At 67.9% G+C, this 18,182-nt stretch carries 16 protein-coding genes; 7 read left to right on the forward strand and 9 right to left on the reverse strand.

Annotation, left to right across the window (positions count from 1 at the left end):
• Positions 1 to 304 precede the first annotated feature (304 nt).
• From AC5RWU_RS21290 to AC5RWU_RS21300, 3 genes are all read left to right on the forward strand, one after another.
• On the forward strand, positions 305 to 958 hold the full coding sequence (locus AC5RWU_RS21290) for a response regulator (protein WP_494037225.1): 654 nt from the start codon (positions 305 to 307) through the stop codon (positions 956 to 958).
• Entirely contained in the window at positions 951 to 2,285 is a 1,335-nt protein-coding gene (locus AC5RWU_RS21295; RefSeq protein WP_494030799.1) for a sensor histidine kinase, read from the forward strand. Before AC5RWU_RS21290 ends, AC5RWU_RS21295 begins: the two co-directional genes overlap by 8 nt.
• Before the next feature lie 169 nt (positions 2,286 to 2,454).
• Entirely contained in the window at positions 2,455 to 4,083 is a 1,629-nt protein-coding gene (locus AC5RWU_RS21300; protein WP_494037226.1) for a multicopper oxidase family protein, read from the forward strand.
• Between the two features lie 64 nt (positions 4,084 to 4,147).
• Here AC5RWU_RS21300 and phoH2 read toward each other — a convergent pair whose 3' ends face one another.
• Together phoH2 and AC5RWU_RS21310 are read right to left on the reverse strand one after the other, a co-directional pair.
• Positions 4,148 to 5,479, reverse strand: coding sequence for an RNA 5'-3' helicase PhoH2 (phoH2, locus tag AC5RWU_RS21305; RefSeq protein WP_494030812.1), 1,332 nt, complete (start codon positions 5,477 to 5,479; stop codon positions 4,148 to 4,150).
• 305 nt (positions 5,480 to 5,784) lie between these two features.
• On the reverse strand, positions 5,785 to 6,546 hold the full coding sequence (locus tag AC5RWU_RS21310; RefSeq protein ID WP_494030811.1) for an isoprenyl transferase: 762 nt from the start codon (positions 6,544 to 6,546) through the stop codon (positions 5,785 to 5,787).
• Between the two features lie 170 nt (positions 6,547 to 6,716).
• Between AC5RWU_RS21310 and trhA the strand changes: the two genes are divergently transcribed.
• Positions 6,717 to 7,511 (forward strand): PAQR family membrane homeostasis protein TrhA, encoded by a 795-nt coding sequence (gene trhA, locus AC5RWU_RS21315; protein WP_494030797.1) that lies wholly within the window; start codon positions 6,717 to 6,719, stop codon positions 7,509 to 7,511.
• On the opposite strand, the gene AC5RWU_RS21320 is transcribed toward trhA, so the two are convergent.
• The 3 genes from AC5RWU_RS21320 to mca are packed head-to-tail and all read right to left on the reverse strand — an operon-like array spanning position 7,508 to position 11,061.
• Complete coding sequence (locus tag AC5RWU_RS21320; RefSeq protein WP_494030796.1) at positions 7,508 to 9,652, reverse strand: thioredoxin domain-containing protein; 2,145 nt, start codon at positions 9,650 to 9,652, stop codon at positions 7,508 to 7,510. The genes trhA and AC5RWU_RS21320 overlap by 4 nt on opposite strands.
• A gap of 59 nt (positions 9,653 to 9,711) precedes the next feature.
• Positions 9,712 to 10,083 (reverse strand): hypothetical protein, encoded by a 372-nt coding sequence (locus AC5RWU_RS21325; RefSeq protein WP_494030795.1) that lies wholly within the window; start codon positions 10,081 to 10,083, stop codon positions 9,712 to 9,714.
• A 48-nt stretch (positions 10,084 to 10,131) separates the two neighbouring features.
• Entirely contained in the window at positions 10,132 to 11,061 is a 930-nt protein-coding gene (gene mca, locus AC5RWU_RS21330) for a mycothiol conjugate amidase Mca (protein ID WP_494030794.1), read from the reverse strand.
• 107 nt (positions 11,062 to 11,168) lie between these two features.
• Between mca and AC5RWU_RS21335 the strand changes: the two genes are divergently transcribed.
• Together AC5RWU_RS21335 and greA are read left to right on the forward strand one after the other, a co-directional pair.
• A complete protein-coding gene (locus AC5RWU_RS21335) occupies positions 11,169 to 11,597 on the forward strand; it encodes a DUF4307 domain-containing protein (protein WP_494030793.1) in 429 nt (142 codons plus the stop codon).
• A 285-nt stretch (positions 11,598 to 11,882) separates the two neighbouring features.
• On the forward strand, positions 11,883 to 12,374 hold the full coding sequence (gene greA / locus AC5RWU_RS21340; protein WP_494030792.1) for a transcription elongation factor GreA: 492 nt from the start codon (positions 11,883 to 11,885) through the stop codon (positions 12,372 to 12,374).
• Between the two features lie 45 nt (positions 12,375 to 12,419).
• Here greA and AC5RWU_RS21345 read toward each other — a convergent pair whose 3' ends face one another.
• The 4 genes from AC5RWU_RS21345 to AC5RWU_RS21360 all read right to left on the reverse strand — a co-directional run bounded on the left by AC5RWU_RS21345 (position 12,420) and on the right by AC5RWU_RS21360 (position 16,746).
• Positions 12,420 to 13,055, reverse strand: a complete 636-nt coding sequence (locus tag AC5RWU_RS21345) for a rhomboid family intramembrane serine protease (RefSeq protein ID WP_494030791.1) — start codon at positions 13,053 to 13,055, stop codon at positions 12,420 to 12,422.
• Complete coding sequence (ilvA, locus tag AC5RWU_RS21350; RefSeq protein WP_494030790.1) at positions 13,039 to 14,292, reverse strand: threonine ammonia-lyase; 1,254 nt, start codon at positions 14,290 to 14,292, stop codon at positions 13,039 to 13,041. Before ilvA ends, AC5RWU_RS21345 begins: the two co-directional genes overlap by 17 nt.
• Positions 14,289 to 15,710 carry an AI-2E family transporter gene (locus AC5RWU_RS21355; RefSeq protein WP_494030789.1) on the reverse strand — a complete coding sequence of 474 codons (1,422 nt, stop codon included), beginning with the start codon at positions 15,708 to 15,710 and terminating at the stop codon, positions 14,289 to 14,291. Before AC5RWU_RS21355 ends, ilvA begins: the two co-directional genes overlap by 4 nt.
• A gap of 76 nt (positions 15,711 to 15,786) precedes the next feature.
• Positions 15,787 to 16,746, reverse strand: coding sequence for an aldose 1-epimerase family protein (locus AC5RWU_RS21360; protein ID WP_494030788.1), 960 nt, complete (start codon positions 16,744 to 16,746; stop codon positions 15,787 to 15,789).
• A gap of 118 nt (positions 16,747 to 16,864) precedes the next feature.
• On the opposite strand from AC5RWU_RS21360, the gene galK reads away from it, so the two are divergent.
• Complete coding sequence (gene galK / locus AC5RWU_RS21365) at positions 16,865 to 18,082, forward strand: galactokinase (protein WP_494030787.1); 1,218 nt, start codon at positions 16,865 to 16,867, stop codon at positions 18,080 to 18,082.
• Positions 18,083 to 18,182 lie beyond the last annotated feature (100 nt).

Here is an 18,182-nt window from a genome sequence, read left to right on the forward strand (position 1 = left end):
CCACACCAACCAGCACAAAAGCACCCCGCAGGCCTCCGTCCGCGCCGCCGGCAACATCCTGAACAAATTCCTGCACAAAGCCATGGCCGCCGCCTGACCAGCGTCACATTGAGCCCGGCGCAGAGCATCCCTGGCCCCGCTGAACCGCCAGATCCCGTGAGTTAGGCGGGTGGAGGACCCCGTCCTCCGCCCGCTTAACTTTTACAAAGCATGTACAAGCCCCGCCCAGTGGCGCATAATCCCTCTAAGAAGTTTTGTTTTGGGGGACCGCAGTTGGGGAGTCGATATGGCGGTAGAAGCTGCTTTGGAACAGACACGGGTACTGGTAGTCGACGACCATACGACCTTCGCGGAACTGCTCATGGGCGCGCTTAATAGGGAGTCGGACCTGGTCAGCATCGGCCATGCGGAAAGCGTGGAGGCAGGGGTGGCCATGACCCTGAGCCTGCGTCCGGACATCGTCGTCATGGACTACCATCTGGCGGACGGCAACGGACTGGCCGCCGCGGAGCAGATCCTGGCGCGGGAGCCGTCCACCCGGATCGTGATGCTCACCGGTGATCCGTCCACGGAACTCCTGGAGCGGGCCGCCGCGCTGGGCACCTGTGCCTTCCTGCCCAAGGACGGCTCGCTGGTCACCATGCTGGACACGCTGCGGCAGGCACGGGCTGGGAGCATGATCGTCCATCCCTCCCTGCTGGCACAGCTGGTGAACCGGCGCCAGCAGCAGGATTCAGCCGTCCCTGTGCCCGCATTGACGCAGCGGGAACTGGAGGTGCTGCGGCTGATGGCCACGGGCCAGGATGTCCGGACCAACGCCAAGACCCTGGGCATTTCCCAGAACACCTGCCGCGGCTACGTCAAATCCATCCTGGCCAAGCTGGGGGTGCATTCCCAGCTGGAGGCAGTGGTCACTGCCACGCGACTGAACCTGCTCTCGGCGGAATGGGATGGGTAACGTACCGATTCGGCCAGCCGACCAGCCTTCCGGCGACGAACTCGAACAAGCGGAGCAATCCGAAGTACGGGTGGCGATCCAGCGGTTCCTCATCATGGGACTGATGGCGCTGGTCATCGTTGCCACGCCCGTGACGCTGTGGGTCAGGGCGCTGACGTTGGAGCACTCGCTGCAGAGTGCGGAGGAACGGACCGAACGCATGGCCCAACATGCCATCGCCCCCTTCGTCACCGATGAGCTGCTTGCCGGCGATCCGGAGGCCATCGAACTCCTCGAGACCGTCACGGCACCCCGGATCAAGGATGAATCGGTGGACCGGATCAAGGTCTGGGATGAGGAAGGACGGATCGTCTATTCGGACGTTCCGGAGCTGATCGGCCAGCAGTTCGAGCTGCCGGAGGACGCCCGGCACCTGTTCGAAGGCGGTGAAGCACACGCCACGCTGGAACAGCAGGACGAGAGCGAGAACAGGTTCGAAACCGGCAAGGGCGAACTGGTGGAGGTCTACGTCAAAGCGGATGCGGCTGCCGGCATGCCTTTGGTCTTCGAGGCCTATTTCCCGGACGACGATGTCCGTGCGGAACAGAACGGGCTGGTCCTGGGTATGGTGCCGGCCTTCCTGGTCTCGCTTGCCGTGCTGCAGCTGGCACAGCTGATTCCTGCCGTCGCCATGGCCAAGCGCCTGCAGGCCTACCACCAGGACCGGCGCAGGCTGCTGCAGCAGGCCATCGCGGCCTCCGATCTGGAACGCCGGAGGATTGCCCGGGACCTGCACGACGAAGTCATCCAGGACATCTCCGGTTTGTCCTATGCCCTGGAAGCGGAGGAGATGCGCAGCACCGAGGCGCAGCGTCCGCTGCTGGCCCAGGCGCGCTCCATCCTGCAGCACAACGTGACGGTCCTGCGCGGCATGACCACCGAGCTGTACCCGCCGGACCTGGCCGAACTGGGGCTGCCGACCGCCTTGGCGCGGCTGGGCGATCTGCTGATGACCCAGGGCATCACCGTGGAGTACGAGTTGCCCAAGGAAATCGATCTGGACAAGAGCCAGGCGGCTATGTATTACCGTGTGGCGCGCGAAGTCCTGATGAATGTCAGCAAGCATGCGCAGGCAACGCATGTGAAGCTGTCCCTGCTGCCCGAGCCGGACAAGGTCGTGCTGCAGATCGCGGACAACGGCCGGGGCTTCGACGTCTCCGACGGTTCACCCGAGGGCCATCTGGGCCTGCAGCTGATCCGGGACACCGTCGCGGAGGCCGGCGGGTCGCTGGATATCCGCTCCGTGCCTGGCGAGGGCACCTGCGTCACCACTTCCCTGGCGCGCTAATCTCCGGCGGCCGGGCGGCCGGTTAAGCCCGGAATTTCGGGCGTAATCGGGCGCAGGAAGGCGCCTGCCCCAATCATACGCTTGCATAAATCCATTCACTGGATTTGGATAGGGTTTCCCCAAGTACCGCAATGCATCCTCTTTAGTAACCGATCCTAAGGAGTTGATCATGTCGGTTTCACGACGCCAAGTCTTGTTATTGGGGGGACTTGGAGTGTTGGGGGCGGGAGCCTTGACAGTTCCGCTGAGCTCGATCGAAGCCAAGTCCGCCAGTCGCCTGGCTGACCGGGACCTGCCACGGCCCTTCCAGACAGCCCTCACCATTCCGCCAGTCCTGCGGCCCAGCCGCACCGGCATCGATCCGGTCGACGGCAGTCCGGTCAATTTCTACAACGTCAACCAGCAGGCCGGCCGGGCCAAGATCCTGCCGCGCCACACCACGCCGATCCTGGGCTACAACGGTATCTTCCCGGGCCCGACCATCGATCTCGACCAGGGCACCAAGGCCGTGGTCCGGGTCCACAACAAGCTGCCGGAGACCAGCCCCATGGGCGGGCACGTCACGAACACCTCGGTCCACCTGCACGGCTCGGCCTCGCTGCCGCAGTACGACGGTTACGCGAGCGACACGATCGCTCCGGGCTTTGCCAAGGACTATCACTACCCGAACTTCCAGCCGGCCCGGACTCTCTGGTACCACGACCATGGCGTCCACTTCACGGCGGAGAACGCCTACGCCGGGCTGGCGGCGCACTACCACATGCACGACCCGATCGAGCGGGCGCTGCTGCCGCAGGGCGAATTCGACGTGCCGCTGACGCTGACCGACGCCATGTTCGCGCAGGACGGCGTACTTGGGTACGACGACAACACGCACTCAGGTCTGTGGGGCGACGTGATCCTGGTCAACGGCCAGCCCTGGCCCGTCATGCAGGTCAAGCGGCGCATCTACCGCTTCCGCATCCTCAACGCCTCCATCTCGCGGTCCTTCCGGCCCACGCTGAGCACCGGCGAACCGGTGACCGTGGTGGCCACCGATGGCGGCCTCATGCCCGAGGCCCAGACGGTCGGCTCCTGGCGGCATGCCGGCGCGGAACGGTATGAGATCCTGGTCGACTTCTCCAAGTACAAGGCGGGCGACAAGATCGAGCTGCGCAACCTGTCGAACAAGAACAACATCGACTTCGCCCATACAGACAAGATCATGCAGTTCTGGGTCACCGATGACGAGTTCGACACGAGCGACCAGACGGCCCTGACCCTGCCGACCGTCCTGGATCCCAACAGCCCCGTCATGAACATTGTCGAGCCGCCGAATGTGAAGGTCCGCAACTTCCGGGTCAAGAAGAGCGACACCACCAACCTGTGGACCGTCGGCGACTTTACCTGGGGCGACATTATCGAGAGCGGCTACAAGCAGGTCTGCGCGGATCCGGACCTGGACGCCGTCGAAATCTGGGAATTCCAGAACAACTCCGGCGGCTGGTTCCATCCGATGCACATCCACCTGATCGACTTCAAGATCCTGAGCCGGGACGGCGGCGATGGTTTTGTGCCCCCCTTCCCCTATGAGCGGGGCCCCAAGGACGTCGTCTACGTGGGCGAAGGCGAGACCGTCCGCCTGCTCTGCAAGTTCGGCCCGCACCGCGGCAAGTACATGATCCACTGCCACAACCTGCCCCATGAGGATCATGACATGATGACGCAGTTCACTGTGGGACTGAAAGACGGCGATCCGGATCCCAACGATCCGCTGACCGCCGCGCCGGCCTGGCTCGACGACGGCACTCCGCTCTAATCGGTCCAGACCATTTCGCCTCCGGCAGCACTGCTGCCGGAGGCGAAACCCAGTCCGGAAGCGGTCAGATCTCGGCGCCCTCCAGCAGGTCCGTGACCAGCGCCGCAATCGGGGACCGCTCGGAGCGGGTCAGCGTGATGTGCCCGAACAGCGGATGGCCCTTGAGGGTTTCGACGACGGCCGCGACGCCGTCGTGCCGGCCGACCCTGAGGTTGTCGCGCTGAGCCACATCGTGGGTCAGCACCACCTTAGAGTTCTGCCCGATGCGGGACAGCACGGTCAGCAGTACGTTCTTTTCCAGCGACTGCGCCTCGTCCACGATCACGAACGAATCATGCAGGGACCGGCCGCGGATGTGGGTCAGCGGCAGGACTTCCAGCAGGCCCCGGTCCATCACTTCCTCCACCACTTCCTGGGACACAAGCGCACCCAGGGTGTCGAAGACGGCCTGCGCCCACGGGTTCATCTTTTCCTGTTCGCTGCCGGGCAGGTAGCCGAGTTCCTGCCCGCCGACGGCGTAGAGCGGGCGGAAGACCACCACCTTGCGGTGCTCGCTGCGCTCCAGCACCGCTTCCAGGCCCGCGCAGAGCGCCAGCGCGGACTTGCCTGTACCCGCCCTGCCGCCCAGCGATACGATGCCCACTTCCTGGTCCGTCAGCATATCGATGGCCAGGCGCTGTTCGGCCGAGCGGCCGTGCAGGCCGAACACGTCACGGTCCCCCTTGACCAGCCGGACCTGCTTGTCCGCCCCGACCCGTCCCAGTGCCGAACCCCGGTTGGAGAGCAGGACCAGTCCGGTGTTCGTGGGCAGCTCGGCCGCTTCCGGAATGAACACCGGTTCGTGCCCGTACAGCGTATTGACGTCCTCGTCCACCACGTCCAGCTCGGCCATGCCGGTCCAGCCGGAGTCCTTCGACTGCTCGTGCCGGTACTCATCTGCTGCCAGGCCCATGGCCGACGCCTTCACGCGCATCGGCAGGTCCTTGGATACCACAGTGACATCGCGGCCCTCATTGGCCAGGTTCATCGCCACCGCCAGGATGCGGCTGTCATTGTCCCCCTGGCGGAAGCCGGCGGGCAGCACTTCCGGCGAGATGTGGTTCAGTTCGACGCGCAGCGATCCGCCCTCATCCCCCAGGGGAATCGGCCGGTTCAGCTGGCCGTGCGCCACCCGGAGTTCGTCCAGCAGCCGCAGGGCCTTGCGGGCGAAATAGCCCAGCTCCGGATCGTGCCGCTTGCCCTCAAGTTCGGTAATGACCACGATCGGCAGGATCACCTCATGTTCCGCAAACCGCAGGATCGCCCGCGGGTCGGAGAGCAGCACGGAGGTATCCAGCACATAGCTGCGCTCCCCCGCTGCCTGCGAGTCCCCCGCCGGCAGGACCTCGGCAGGAATGTTCAACTCGCCTGCGGTGGCTGCCGTCGCTTGCGTGATTTCGTTTAAGGCCACTTCGACTCCGCTCCGGGGCACCAGGTACCCCGAATAACTAGGGTTTGGGTGAATCCGGCCGGCCGCGAGGCCGCGAGGGGCCTCCCTCGAAACATGACCAGCGCTTTGCTGCGCTGCTGCCATCGGCGGCCTCCCGGTCAATCGCGATGTTGCTGACTGATACCACCGAGGCTACGCCCCGAATCGTCCCGGAAACGCTGGAGTGGGCGCGTTTCCGGATTAAGAACTCGTAAACATCCGCTGAACCCGGGTCAGCTGCCAAAGCGCCGCTGGCGGCCGGCGTAATCGCGCAGGGCCCGGACAAAGTCCACGCGCCGGAAGTCCGGCCACAGCGCCTCGCAGAAGTAGAACTCGCTGTAGGCGCTCTGCCACATCAGGAAGCCGGACAGGCGCTGTTCCCCGGAGGTGCGGATCACGAGGTCGGGATCCGGCTGACCGCGGGTGTAGAGGCAGCGCGAAATGTCCCGGTCGGTCAGCGAAGCGGCCACGTCCTCGAGGCTGCGGCCCTCCCCGGAGGCTTCGCGCAGCAGTTCCTTGACGGCGTCGACAATCTCACGGCGGCCTCCATAGCCGATGGCGACATTCACATGGACGCCGTCCGCGGACGCGCTCTGTTCCGTCAACCGGTTCAATCGGGCCGCAAGATGCTCCGGCAGCAGCTCCAGGGCACCGACCGGCTGCACGCGGACCCGGCTGTTTTCCGCCAGCCGGTCCAGCGTGTTGGCGATGATGTCCAGCAGCTGCTCCAACTCCTCGGCGGAGCGGTTCATATTGTCCGTGGACAGCATGTACAGGGTCACGACCTTGACGCCCAGTTCGTCGCACCAGCCGAGGAATTCGTGGATCTTGTCCGCCCCTGCCTGGTGGCCGTCCCGGGTGGCGGCACCGGCCTGCTTCGCCCAGCGGCGGTTGCCGTCCACCATGACGCCGATGTGGGCAGGCATCTGCTCCGGCGTCAGTGAGCGCAGCACCTTGCGCTCGTAGTAGTTGTAGATGAACCCCGGGAGTTTCATCGCAAGGTTCACCTGTCCTTCGGGCTGATGCAGTTGATGCATGGGCGGCGTTTCGTCGTCGAGAATACCTTCCTACGGTACCGGCATGCGCGGCCCGATGTGTGCCGCGACGCCGCCGCGCGCAATATTACCGATCAGTAAATTCCAACCACAGGAACTACACTCGAGCCATGGATCGCGATTCCACTCCCCCTGGCCGGCCCGGACCGGACGAGGAAAACCGGCCCAGCTCCGCGGCCGAAGGTCCGCGGGAAGCAACAGCCGGAGGTCCCGTGCAGCCGGCCCGCCAGGGACCGGTCGAGGCCGCGGCGGAGAAGGCCGGCGACCTCCTGCAGCTCAAACCGCGGTGGCGCGGCTGGATCCATGCCGGGGCCACGCCGCTGGCGCTCGCCGCCGGCATCGTCCTGATTGCGCTGGCCCCGACGGCGGCCGGCCGGATCACCTCGGCCATCTACGCAGCAACCGGCGTGCTGCTCTTCGGCGTCAGCGCCATCTACCACCGCGGCAACTGGTCCCCCAAGCCCCGGCTGCTGCTCAGGCGCCTGGACCACGCCAACATCATGCTGGTCATCGCCGGCACCTATACCCCGCTGGCGTGGATGCTGCTCGAGCGGCCCAAGGCCGTGGTGCTGCTCTGGCTGATCTGGGGCGGCGCGGTGCTGGGCGTGCTGTTCCGGGTCCTGTGGCTTGCTGCCCCGCGCTGGCTCTACGTGCCGATCTACGTGGCGCTGGGGCTGGCCGCGGTGTTCTACATTCCGGACTTCGCCGCGGTCAGTCCGACGGCGGCCGCCCTGGTCTGCGTCGGCGGAGCACTCTATATCGCCGGCGCCGTGTGCTACGGCATCAAAAAGCCGAATGTCAGCCCGGCCTTCGGCTTCCACGAACTTTTCCATGCCTTAACCGTGCTGGCCTTCACGGCCCACTTCAGCGCCATTATGCTGGCCGTCCTGACCCCCCGGACCTAGCCCTGCAGCACCTCCTGCAGCTGCGCCCGGAGCTCCTCTTCCGTTGCCGCCGGCTTGGCGCACACCATGCCGCGGCAGACGTAGGCGAGCGGACCGCCGTCGTTCGCGGGCCGGCGATGCTCCAGCAGCGGGATCCCGGCGGGCAGCACCTCCCCGGGCACCACCTGTGAGGCAGCCACCAGCCCGGGGACGCCCGCCCGCTGGGCGGCCGCCAGCAGCGCCCGCACGCGGTCGTAGTCCGCCCCCACCACCGCCAGCTGGACCGGCCCCAGCAGCGCGGCCTGGGCCACCGCCATGCCCTTGCCGGCGATCCGCGGCACCCGTGGGGCCAGCACCGCAATGTGGGAGAGCAGCAGCTCGGCAAGGCGGCGGTGCTCGCTGGAGCCGCTGTAGGCGGAGTAGGTCAGCAGCACACCGGCGAATGCGGCGACGGGGCTGGGCGTCGCGCCGTCCATCGGGTCGGCGCCCGGCTCATTGCCCTGGGCCACGGCGATCTGGTCCGCCCCGCCCGCGCTGTCCCGCAGCCGGCCGTCCACCACGAAATGGTCGACGGCGGCCCGTACCAGCCGCTCGGCCGCCTTGTACCAGCGCTGGTCGCCGCCGGCAGCATAGAGCGCGAAGAATCCCTCGGCGCAGAAGGCGTAGTCCTCGAGCAGGCCGCGGATACCCTGGGCCTTCCCGTCGAAGGACACCCGGTAGAGGCGGGGGCCATCCCCGCCTCCCGTTCCGGCCTGCGGGAAGTGCACGCCGACCAGGTACTCGGCCGCCGCATCCGCCGCGTCCAGCAGGTCCGGGCGGTCCAGCAGCACAGCGGCCTCCGCGAGCGCGGCGATGGCCAGGCCGTTCCAGCCGGCCACGATCTTGTCATCCCGGGCCGGCTGCGGCCGGCGCGCCCGGGCCGCGGCCAGCGCCGGCCGCGCCCGCTCCCACCGGGACTGCTCCTCCTCCGTCAGCATCCGGCCCGGATGCAGGGCGGATTTACCGCCGGCGATGCTGTGTGCCGGGTCGACGCCCATCAGCCCGGCCAGCCAGTCGCCGTCGTCCGGCAGCAGCTGCTGCAGTTCGGCGCGGGACCAAAGGTAGGTGGCTCCCTCATGGTGCACGCCGTCCACCACGGTGTCGGCATCCAGCGATGAGGCGAAGCCGCCGGCGGTTCCGGACGCGACGTCGTCGACCCGCAGCGCGGCCAGCATCCAGTCCGCGGTCCGGCCCGCCGCATCCGCCGCCAGGGCACGGTGTTCCGGACTCCTGGCCACCGTGCTCCACTGCGTATAGCACCGCAGCAGCTGGGCATTGTCATAGAGCATCTTCTCGAAGTGCGGCACGGACCACTGCCGGTCCACGGCGTAGCGGGCAAAGCCGCCCTCGAGCTGGTCGAACAGCGCCGACGTCGCCATCGCGGTCAGGGTCCGGTCCGCCAGGTCATGGGCCAGCCCCGCCGTTTCGGCGCCGGTCACCGCATGGCCGAGCAGGAACTGCAGGACCGACGACGGCGGGAACTTGGGTGCGTTGCCGAAGCCGCCGTAGGTGGTGTCCTCGTCACGGGCCAGCACCCGCACAGCGTCGGACAGAAGCGCGGCGGGAACCGGCGAGGCGGGCGCACCGGCCGCCAGGCTGCCGATGAGCTGGCTGCTCTGCTGCCGGCTGGCTGCCAGTCCCTGGGCCAACTGCGCCGCGCTGTCCTCCACCTGGGAGCGGCGGTCCCGCCAGGCTTCGTGCACTGCCTCCAGGACCTGCCGGAAGGACGGCCGGCCCTGCACCGGCTGCGGCGGGTAGTAAGTGCCGGCATAGAAGGCACGGCCGTCCGGCAAGACGAACACGCTCATCGGCCAGCCGCCTTCGCCGGTGATGGCCTGGGTGGCGGCCATGTAGACGGCGTCAACATCCGGGCGTTCCTCGCGGTCCACCTTGATGCTGACGAAGTGCTCGTTGAGGTAGTCCGCGGTGGTCTGGTCCTCGAAGGATTCGTGCGCCATGACGTGGCACCAGTGGCAGGCCGCATAGCCCACCGAGACGAAAACCGGCACATCGCGCCGGCGGGCCTCGTCGAAGGCGGCGTCCCCGAACGGCCACCAGTCCACCGGGTTGCCGGCATGCTGGCGCAGGTAGGCGGATGCTTCTGAGTGAAGACGGCCGGTCATTGCGATTCCCTTCGAACGTGGTCTCTGGGTCAGGTGCCGGAGTTCAGCCCCCGGGGCGCTTAGCTGTTGCCGCCGCGGGTGCCGCCGGCACCCGGACTGCCCCCGTCGTCGGGCTCCGTGCCCTCAGCGGCGGCCTCCGCCCCGGTCTCCGTACCGGCCGAAGCTGCCCCGCGGGCACCGGTTTCACCGGCTTCGCGGGCGCTGGCTGCGGCCAGCTCCTGTTCCTCGACCTGGGCCTGGTAGCGGACCCGGCGGATGCGCTTGGTCATGTCGCGGATCAGGAAAATCGTCAGGACGACGACGAACAGCGTGGCGAGGAACCCCAGGGTTCCCGGGGTGACCTGCTCCGGGTCCAGGCCCGGCCGCAGTTCCGGCTCACCGCCGCCCGGCGATGGCGAGACGGTCATGAGCAGAGCAGCAAGGGTTCCCACAAAGATTCTTTCTCTCAAACACCTCCGGGCCGAAACGGACCGGTGTGACTATCGTATGCCCGCGAAGAGGTCGGTCTCCGGCAGCTTGGTTTCCACCCGGCTCTTGATCAGCGAGTAGTCCTCCCAGGGCCAGATCTTCCGCTGCATGTCGGCGGAGACGGCGAAGAAGAAGCCGTCCGGTGCCACCTGCGTCCGGTGGGCGAGCAGCGCCCGGTCGCGGTGCTCAAAAAAGTCCCCGCAGTCGACCTGCGTGGTGGTCAGGTGGGTGGGCATGGGCGGCTGGTGCCCCTCAGCATCCGCCTCCAGCCATGCCGCGATGCGCGTGGCATACGGGGAGGACAGCCCGGCCTCCTCCAGCGCATAGTGCAGGGCCCGGAAGCGCTCCGGATTGAACGCGCGGTCGTAGTACAGCTTCTGCGGAGCCCAGGGCTCACCGGTTCCCGGATACCGCTGCGGGTCGCCCGCAGCCTCGAACGCCTCCACGGCAACCTTGTGGGCCATGATGTGGTCCGGGTGGGGGTAGCCGCCGTTCTCGTCGTAGCTGACGATCACCTGGGGCCGGAACTCGCGGACCAGCTTGACCAGCGGAGCCGCGGCGCGCTCCAGCGGCTGCAGCGCAAAACAGCCATACGGCAGGTCCGGCAGCGGGTCCCCCTCCGGCAGGCCGGAATCGACGAAACCGAGCCACCGGTGCGCGACACCCAGTTCCTTGGCCGCGTTGGCCATCTCCAGGCGCCGCAGGCCGGCCAGGTCCCGGTGGGCGTGGGCGTTGTCCGCCATCTCCGAGTTGAGGATGTCCCCGCGTTCGCCGCCCGTGCAGGTGGCGACCATGACCTCCACCCCGGCGGCGGCGTAAGCGGCCATCGTCGCTGCGCCCTTGCTGGATTCATCGTCCGGGTGCGCGTGCACCGCCAGCAGCCGGAGTCCGTCCCCAGGGGCCGGAGGGTAGACGGTGTCAAAGAACTCCGAGGTAGACAAGCGCGATCCTCAATTTCCGTGGGTCCTGTGCTGTTGAATTGTTCGGCTGCCCGCCGTGGGCGCCGGTGCGTCCCGGGCCTGCCGGCGGAAACGATAAACTGTAGGGGATGACGTCCCAAACCAGCCTAGCCAATCGGTACGGCGCGCCCAAGCGAAAGATCAGGCAACGGACCAAGTTTACCCTTGGTGCCGCTGTGCTGGCCGTTGCCGTCATCGCCGCGGCTGTCCTCGCCGTCATGACAGGCACCAAGCCGGTCTCGGCCAAGGACGTCGGGTTCAGTATTATCGACGCCGGCAACGCCACCGTCGACTTCGAGGTCACCAAGGATCCGGCCGCCACCGCGGAGTGCGCCATCCAGGTCCTGGCCGAAAACTATGCAGTCGTCGGCTGGACGGTGGCAACGATCGGCCCGAATGAGGAGTCCGGAGCCGCGGCCAACGGGCGCTCGACCGCACACCGGGTGGCCCTGCGGACCGAATCGCTGGGAACCAGCGGCGGCGTGAATGCCTGCTGGATCACCGACGACGGCCGCTGAGCGGACTGATTCCGCAGCAGCCGGCAATATCTCGGTTTTGCTACGATAAACGGCTGTCCCCGGCCCCGTTCTTGGGATTATCCGGCCCATTGACTAAACTAGATGAAAACCTTCCACCCCGCCCTGTGGTGAACCCCTGAGATATCAGGGAACCAGGACACCACCGACGGCGGGGTATTTGCTTGCCGGGCACCTTCAGCGCAGGTGCCGCCCCCGCTGGGGACCGGCTGGCAGCAACGATGTACGTCCGACCAACCGGACGGCGCAGTACCTAAAGGAGAATCCGTGACTACCAGCAACGCCCCTGTCGCCTGGCTCACCCAGGAGTCCTACGACCGCCTGAAGGCTGAACTGGAACACCTGTCCGGCCCGGGCCGTGCCGAGATCGTGGCACGTATTGAACAGGCCCGTTCCGAGGGCGATCTGAAGGAAAACGGCGGCTACCACGCCGCGAAGGAAGAGCAGGGCAAGGCCGAGGCCCGCATCCGCCAGCTGACCGAGCTGCTGCGGAACGCCCAGGTTGGCGAAGCCCCGGCGGACGACGGCATTGTGGAGCCGGGCATGGTGGTCGAAGCCACCATCGCCGGCGACCAGGAGACGTTCCTGCTCGGCAGCCGCGAGGTTGCCGGTCACGCCGACATCGACGTCTACAGCGAGCGCTCCGCCCTGGGCGCCGCCATCCAGGGCAAGAAGGCCGGCGACAAGTTCAGCTACACTGCCCCGAACGGCAAGGAAATCAACGTGGAGATCATCTCCGCCAAGCCCTTCGCCGGCTGACAGCCCTTCGCGGCAGCTCAGCGCAGGCCCCGGCGGCCCGTCTCCTCAGGAGGCGGGCCGCCGGCGCGTCCGCAGCATGAACGCGGCCAGCACCCCGCCTGCCGCACCGAACAGGTGGGCCTGCCAGGACACCCCGGCGCCCGCCGTCGGAAGCACACCCCACAGGATGGATCCGTAGGCGGCGAACAGCGCCGCCGCCAGCAGCAGCTGCGTCCAGCTGCGGTTGTAGAAGCCGCGGACCACCAGGTAGGCGAACAGGCCGAAGACGACGCCGGATGCCCCGATCGTGATCCCGTCGCCTACCAGCCACACGCCCAGCCCGGAGACCAGCCAGCTGGCAGCCAGCACCGTGATGAACTGGCGTACGCCGGACAGGAATGTCAGGAAGCCGAACACCAACAGCGGCACGCTGTTGTTGAGCAGATGGCTGAAGCCTCCGTGCAGCAGGGGCGCGAAGAGGATTCCGTCCAGCCCGTCGATGCTGCGGGACTCGATCCCGAGCCAGAAGACCGGCGCGGAGCCGAGCACGATGTTGACCAGGTGCGCGGCCCACATCAGGGCGACCAGGCCGCCCACGGCGGCAAGCCCCCGGCGCGCCCGCTCCGCCATCGTCCTTCCGGCTCCCCCGTACGGCACCGTCACGCGCTGCTCCCCCCGCAGGCCATCAGCCGTGGATGACAATCGGCTGGAATCCCTCGGCGCGAAGGTTGTTGAGCACCTGTTCGCAGTGCTCATGGCCCTTCGTTTCCATGTTGATCGTGATGGCAACATCCCCCATGCTGATCGAACCGCCCACGCGTGTGTGGTCGACACCGGTCACGTTGGCATCGGATTCGGCAATGATCCTGGCGATCGTGGCCAGCGAACCTGGGCGGTCGTTGAGCAGCATCCGCACCACCAGATAGCGGCCCGCGGCGGACAGGCCGCGCTGGATCACCTTGAGCATCAGCATCGGGTCGATGTTGCCGCCGGACAGGACCACCGCCGTCGTACCCGGATTGGCGCCGTTTTCGTTGAGCTTGCCCTCCATGAGTGCGGCCACGCCCACAGCGCCGGCCGGCTCCACCACCATCTTGGAGCGCTCGAGCAGGAAGATCAGGGCACGGGCCAGCGCGTCCTCGCTGACGGTGACGACGTCGTCCACCAGTTCGCGGATGATGGAGAAGGGCAGCTGTCCGGGACGGCCGACGGCGATGCCGTCGGCCATGGTGGAGACCTTCTTGAGCGGCACCAGCGCGTCGGCGGCCAGCGAGGGCGGGTAGGCCGCCGCGTTCTCCGCCTGGACCCCGATAATCCGGATGTCCCGGCCCAACTCCCGGGCCTTGGCCTTGACGGCGACGGCGACGCCGGCCAGCAGCCCGCCGCCGCCGACCCCCATCAGGATGGTGTCGACGTTGGGCACCTGCTCCAGGATCTCCAGCCCGATGGTGCCCTGTCCGGCGATGATGTCCACGTTGTCGAAGGGGTGGACGAAGACGGCGCCGGTTTCCTCGGCGTAGCGCTGCGCCTCGGTCAGAGCCTCATCGACGTTGTTCCCATGGAGCACCACTTCGGCGCCGTGGCCCCGGGTAGCGGCCAGCTTTGGCAGCGCCACACCCATCGGCATGAAGATTTTCGCCTTGATGCCCAGCTTGCTGGCGGCGACGGCCACGCCCTGGGCGTGGTTGCCGGCCGAGGCGGCGACGACGCCGCGGGCCCGCTCCTCCTCGGACAGCCGGGCCATCCGGACGTAGGCGCCGCGGACTTTGAAGGATCCGGCACGCTGCAGGTTCTCGCACTTGAAGTAGACGTCGGCGCCCACCTGCCGGCCGAGGGCGCGGGACTGTTCGATCGGTGTCCGCTCGATGACGCCGTCCAGCAGTTGCGCAGCATCCTGCACGTCCTGGAGGGATACAGGCAGTTGGGTGGTAGTGGTCACTGATTGATCTCTTTCGTGGAGGCGTCGTCGAGCTGCGGGTTTGCGGAAGGCTGCCGGGTGCCGGGGGGCCCATTGTCCTGTTGGGCGCTGCCAGGGTCTTCGTCCTGCAGCACGGTCTCGGCCGCCCTGGTCCGGGTAGCGTTTTCGGCTTCGGCGGCCGTATTGGTCCCGGCTGCCGTGCTGGTTGCGGAGGACGTACTGGTACCAGCTGCTGTACTGGTTCCGGCTGCTGCGCCGGCCACGGCGGGAACGGGAGCGGGCAGGTCCAGGGACGGATCGGTTTCCCAGGCCCGTGCCGCAATGTAGCGGACAACCGTGTTGACAATGGCCAGCAGCGGCACCGCGAACAGGGCGCCGGCGATGCCCGCCACCATGGACCCGCCGGCCACGGCGAGCACGACGGCCAGCGGATGCAGGGACACGGCCTTGCCCATGACCAGCGGCTGCAGAACATGTCCTTCCACCTGCTGGACGAGCAGCACGATCGCCAGCATGATCAGCGCGTTGATTAGGCCGTTGGCCACCAGCGCCAGCAGTACGGCGATGAATCCGGTAAACAGCGCACCGACGATCGGAATGAAGGAACCCAGGAAAACCAGCACGCTCAACGGCAGCGCCAGCGGCACCCCGATGATGGCCGCACCGGCACCGATGCCGACGGCATCGATGAAAGCGACCAGCATCTGGACCCGCACGTAGTTGACCAGCGAGGTCCAGCCCCGCAGGCCGGCACCCGCCGTGGCTGCCCGCGCCTTCTTCGGCATCAGTCCCACGATGAAGCGCCAGATCCTGCCGCCATCGAGCAGGAAGAAGATCAGGGCGAAGATCGCGATCAGCGCTCCGGTGAGGATGTGCCCGGCAGTGCTGCCCACGTTCAGGGCACCGCTGACGATGCTCCCGCTATTGTTCTGGACCGCATCGCTGATGTCCTGGATGTACTGGTCGATCTGCTGGGTGGTGAGGTGGAGCGGTCCCTCGGACAGCCACGTCTCGATCTGGTCCAGGCCTTGGAGGACCTCGTCCCACAGCGCGGAGAAGCCGGCGACCAGCTGGCGGCCCACCAGCGCGAGCGCTCCGCCGATCAGGCCCAGGAATCCGAGGATGGTGAATGCCACCGCCAGTCCGCGCGGAATCCGGTGCCGGGCCAGCCAGTTGGTCACCGGTGAGAGCAGGCTGGCCAGCAGCCCGGCGATCATCAACGGAATGATCAGCAGCGAGATATGGCTCAGCATCCAGACGAGTGCTCCGGCCACCACCAGCACCAGGCCGACCCGCCATGCCCAGGATGCCGCGACCCGGAGCGCAAAGGGAACGTCGTCATGGTCCGGGATGTCCACCGACGGGGTGATCGCAGGCGCGGCTTGCGCAGGCTGTTCACGCTGCGGAGCGGACCTGCGGCTGCGCGGGATGCGTATCATGAACCAATCTTTTCATACGTCCGTGAGCGCCCGCCCACATATGCGTCAAGGGTAATGGACATCGGGTCCGCCGCGGCTAGCCCAGCTGGGCACTGATCCCCCAGGCCGCCGAGAAACTCTCCCCCGGCGCCAGCCAGCGCAGGCCGTCCCCGGAATTGAAGGCGTCGGCGGGCGCCGTCATCGGTTCGATGGCCACGGCCCGGGCAACGCCGGGATAACGGTCCGAGATGAAGACATGAACGTAACGGAATGCTTCTTCGGCCCACAATTCAACACTGCGGCCGTCCGGTGCGGTCAGCCGCTGGACCGCATGTCCGGCCTCGAAATCCAGGTCCGTGTAGGCCACATCCAGGGTCCGGTCGCCGACGACCGTACCGCTGCGCAGGTCCCAGGGACCGGCCACGGCCTCGGGCCGGACCGGAATGAGCTTCTCATCCGCCACCAGCCGGGTGCGGGCGCCGACCGTGAGGGTTAGCAGGCCGGTGTCGACGTCCCCGATCCGCAGGTACGGGTGCGCGCCGAGCGCAAAGGGGGCGCGGGCTCCGGAGTGGTTCTGCAGGGACTGGACCACGCGCAGGCCAAGATCCGGCCCGATGCTGTAGGTGGCGGTGTGGGTCAGGTGGAACGGATAGCCGTGCTGCGGAAAGATGCCCGCCGCCAGCGTCACGCTGGATTCGGTCCGCTCCACTAGGCTGTAGCCGGTGTTGCGCAGCAGGCCATGGCTGGCGTTGCCGCGGGCGGGTTCGGTGATGTCCAGCTGCTGCACCCGGCCATCGAGTTCCCACCGGCCGCCCGCCACCCGGTTGGGCCACGGCGCCAGCAGGATGCCGGCAGCGCCGGGCGCCAGCTCGTCATCGCCGTAGGTCTCGGTCAGTGCCACACCGTCCCGTTCGAACAGGCGCAGCCCGGCGGCCAGCTCGGTAACCACCGCCCGCGCACCGTCGCGGGAAATCTCATACTGCTCTCCGGTGGCCGCGCGGCGCTGCGGCGCCGCGGCGGCCTGGTCCTGCACAGGTCCTGCGGTTTCATGGCTCATAGGATCACCGTAGCGGCAGGTGCCGCAGCCGAGACCACCGGAGCGCCATCGTTACGCGCGCCTGAAGGCTTTCGTTAGGGTGGAGCCAGCATTCGAACCTGCCTTTGGAGGCGAGCGCTTGACCATCGGATCCAGTGTCGCTGCGCTGCTCGCCGGGTTCCGGGAAGCCTACGGTTATGCGGCCGACGGCGTGTGGACGGCTCCGGGCCGCGTGAACCTGATCGGCGAGCACACGGACTACAACCAGGGCCTGGTGCTGCCGCTGGCGATCGACCGCCGCACCTTGGTGGCCGCCGCCGTCCGGCCCGGCCAGGCAAGCGGCGACAAGGCAGGCGGCCGGCTGCCCGACGGTACCATCCGCGTGGCTTCAACGCTGGCCGGCGGCACCGGCATCGTAGTCGCCGCGCCCGACTCCCTGGCCCCCGGCGGCATTGGCGGCTGGGCCGCCTACCCGCTGGGAGTGGTGTGGGCGCTGCGGCAGGCCGGGGCAGCGGTTCCCGGCCTGGACCTGCTGGTCGATTCAACGGTGCCGGCAGGTGCCGGGCTCGCCTCCTCCGCCGCACTGGAATGCGCGGTCGCCGTTGCCGTGAACGAGCTCGCCGCGGCGGGGCAGGCACCTGGGGACCTGGCGGCGGCCGGGCAGCGGGCGGAAAACGAGATGGTCGGCGCCCCCACCGGCATCATGGACCAGCTGGCCGCCATGCTCAGCCGGGCGGGCCACGCCGTCTTCCTGGACTGCCGCAGCCGGTCCGCCCGGCTGGTGCCGCTTCCGCTCGCCGAGGCCGGCCTGGAACTGCTGGTGGTCGACACCAAGGTGCGGCACGCGCACGCCGGCGGCGAGTACGCGGCCCGGCGCGCGGCCTGCGAGCTGGCGGCGGCGGTCCTGGGCGTGGCCTCGCTGCGGGACCTGCAGCCGGCCGATCTGGCAGCGGCCTCGGGCCTGCTCGATCCGGAGGTTTTCCGCCCGGTGCGGCATGTGGTCACTGAGAATGCCCGGGTGGAGCGCACGGTGCAGCTTCTGACCCGGCCCGTACCGGCGGCGGAGCGGATGGCCGGCGTCGGGCCGCTGCTCGACGCCGGCCACGCTTCCCTGCGCGACGATTTCCAGGTCTCCTGCCCGGAACTGGACCTCGCCGTCGATGCTTCCCGCCGCGCCGGGGCCATCGGCGCCCGGATGACCGGCGGCGGTTTCGGCGGTTCCGCCATCGCCCTGGTCCCGGCGACGCGCGCGCCCGGGGTGCGTGACGCCGTCGTACGCGCGTTCGCTGCCGCAGGCTTTGGTGCCCCGGACATCTTTACGGTCAAGCCCGACGACGGTGCCCGCCGCCTCGCGTAGCCGCCCTCCGGCCGGCACCGCCGGTTCAAGGCGCAGAGCGCGGCTCAGACAGCAGCGCGCAGCTTAAAGAAGCGGGGCCCCGGCATTGTGAACTGCCGGG

This window comes from Arthrobacter sp. B0427-1-12 (assembly GCF_059092905.1).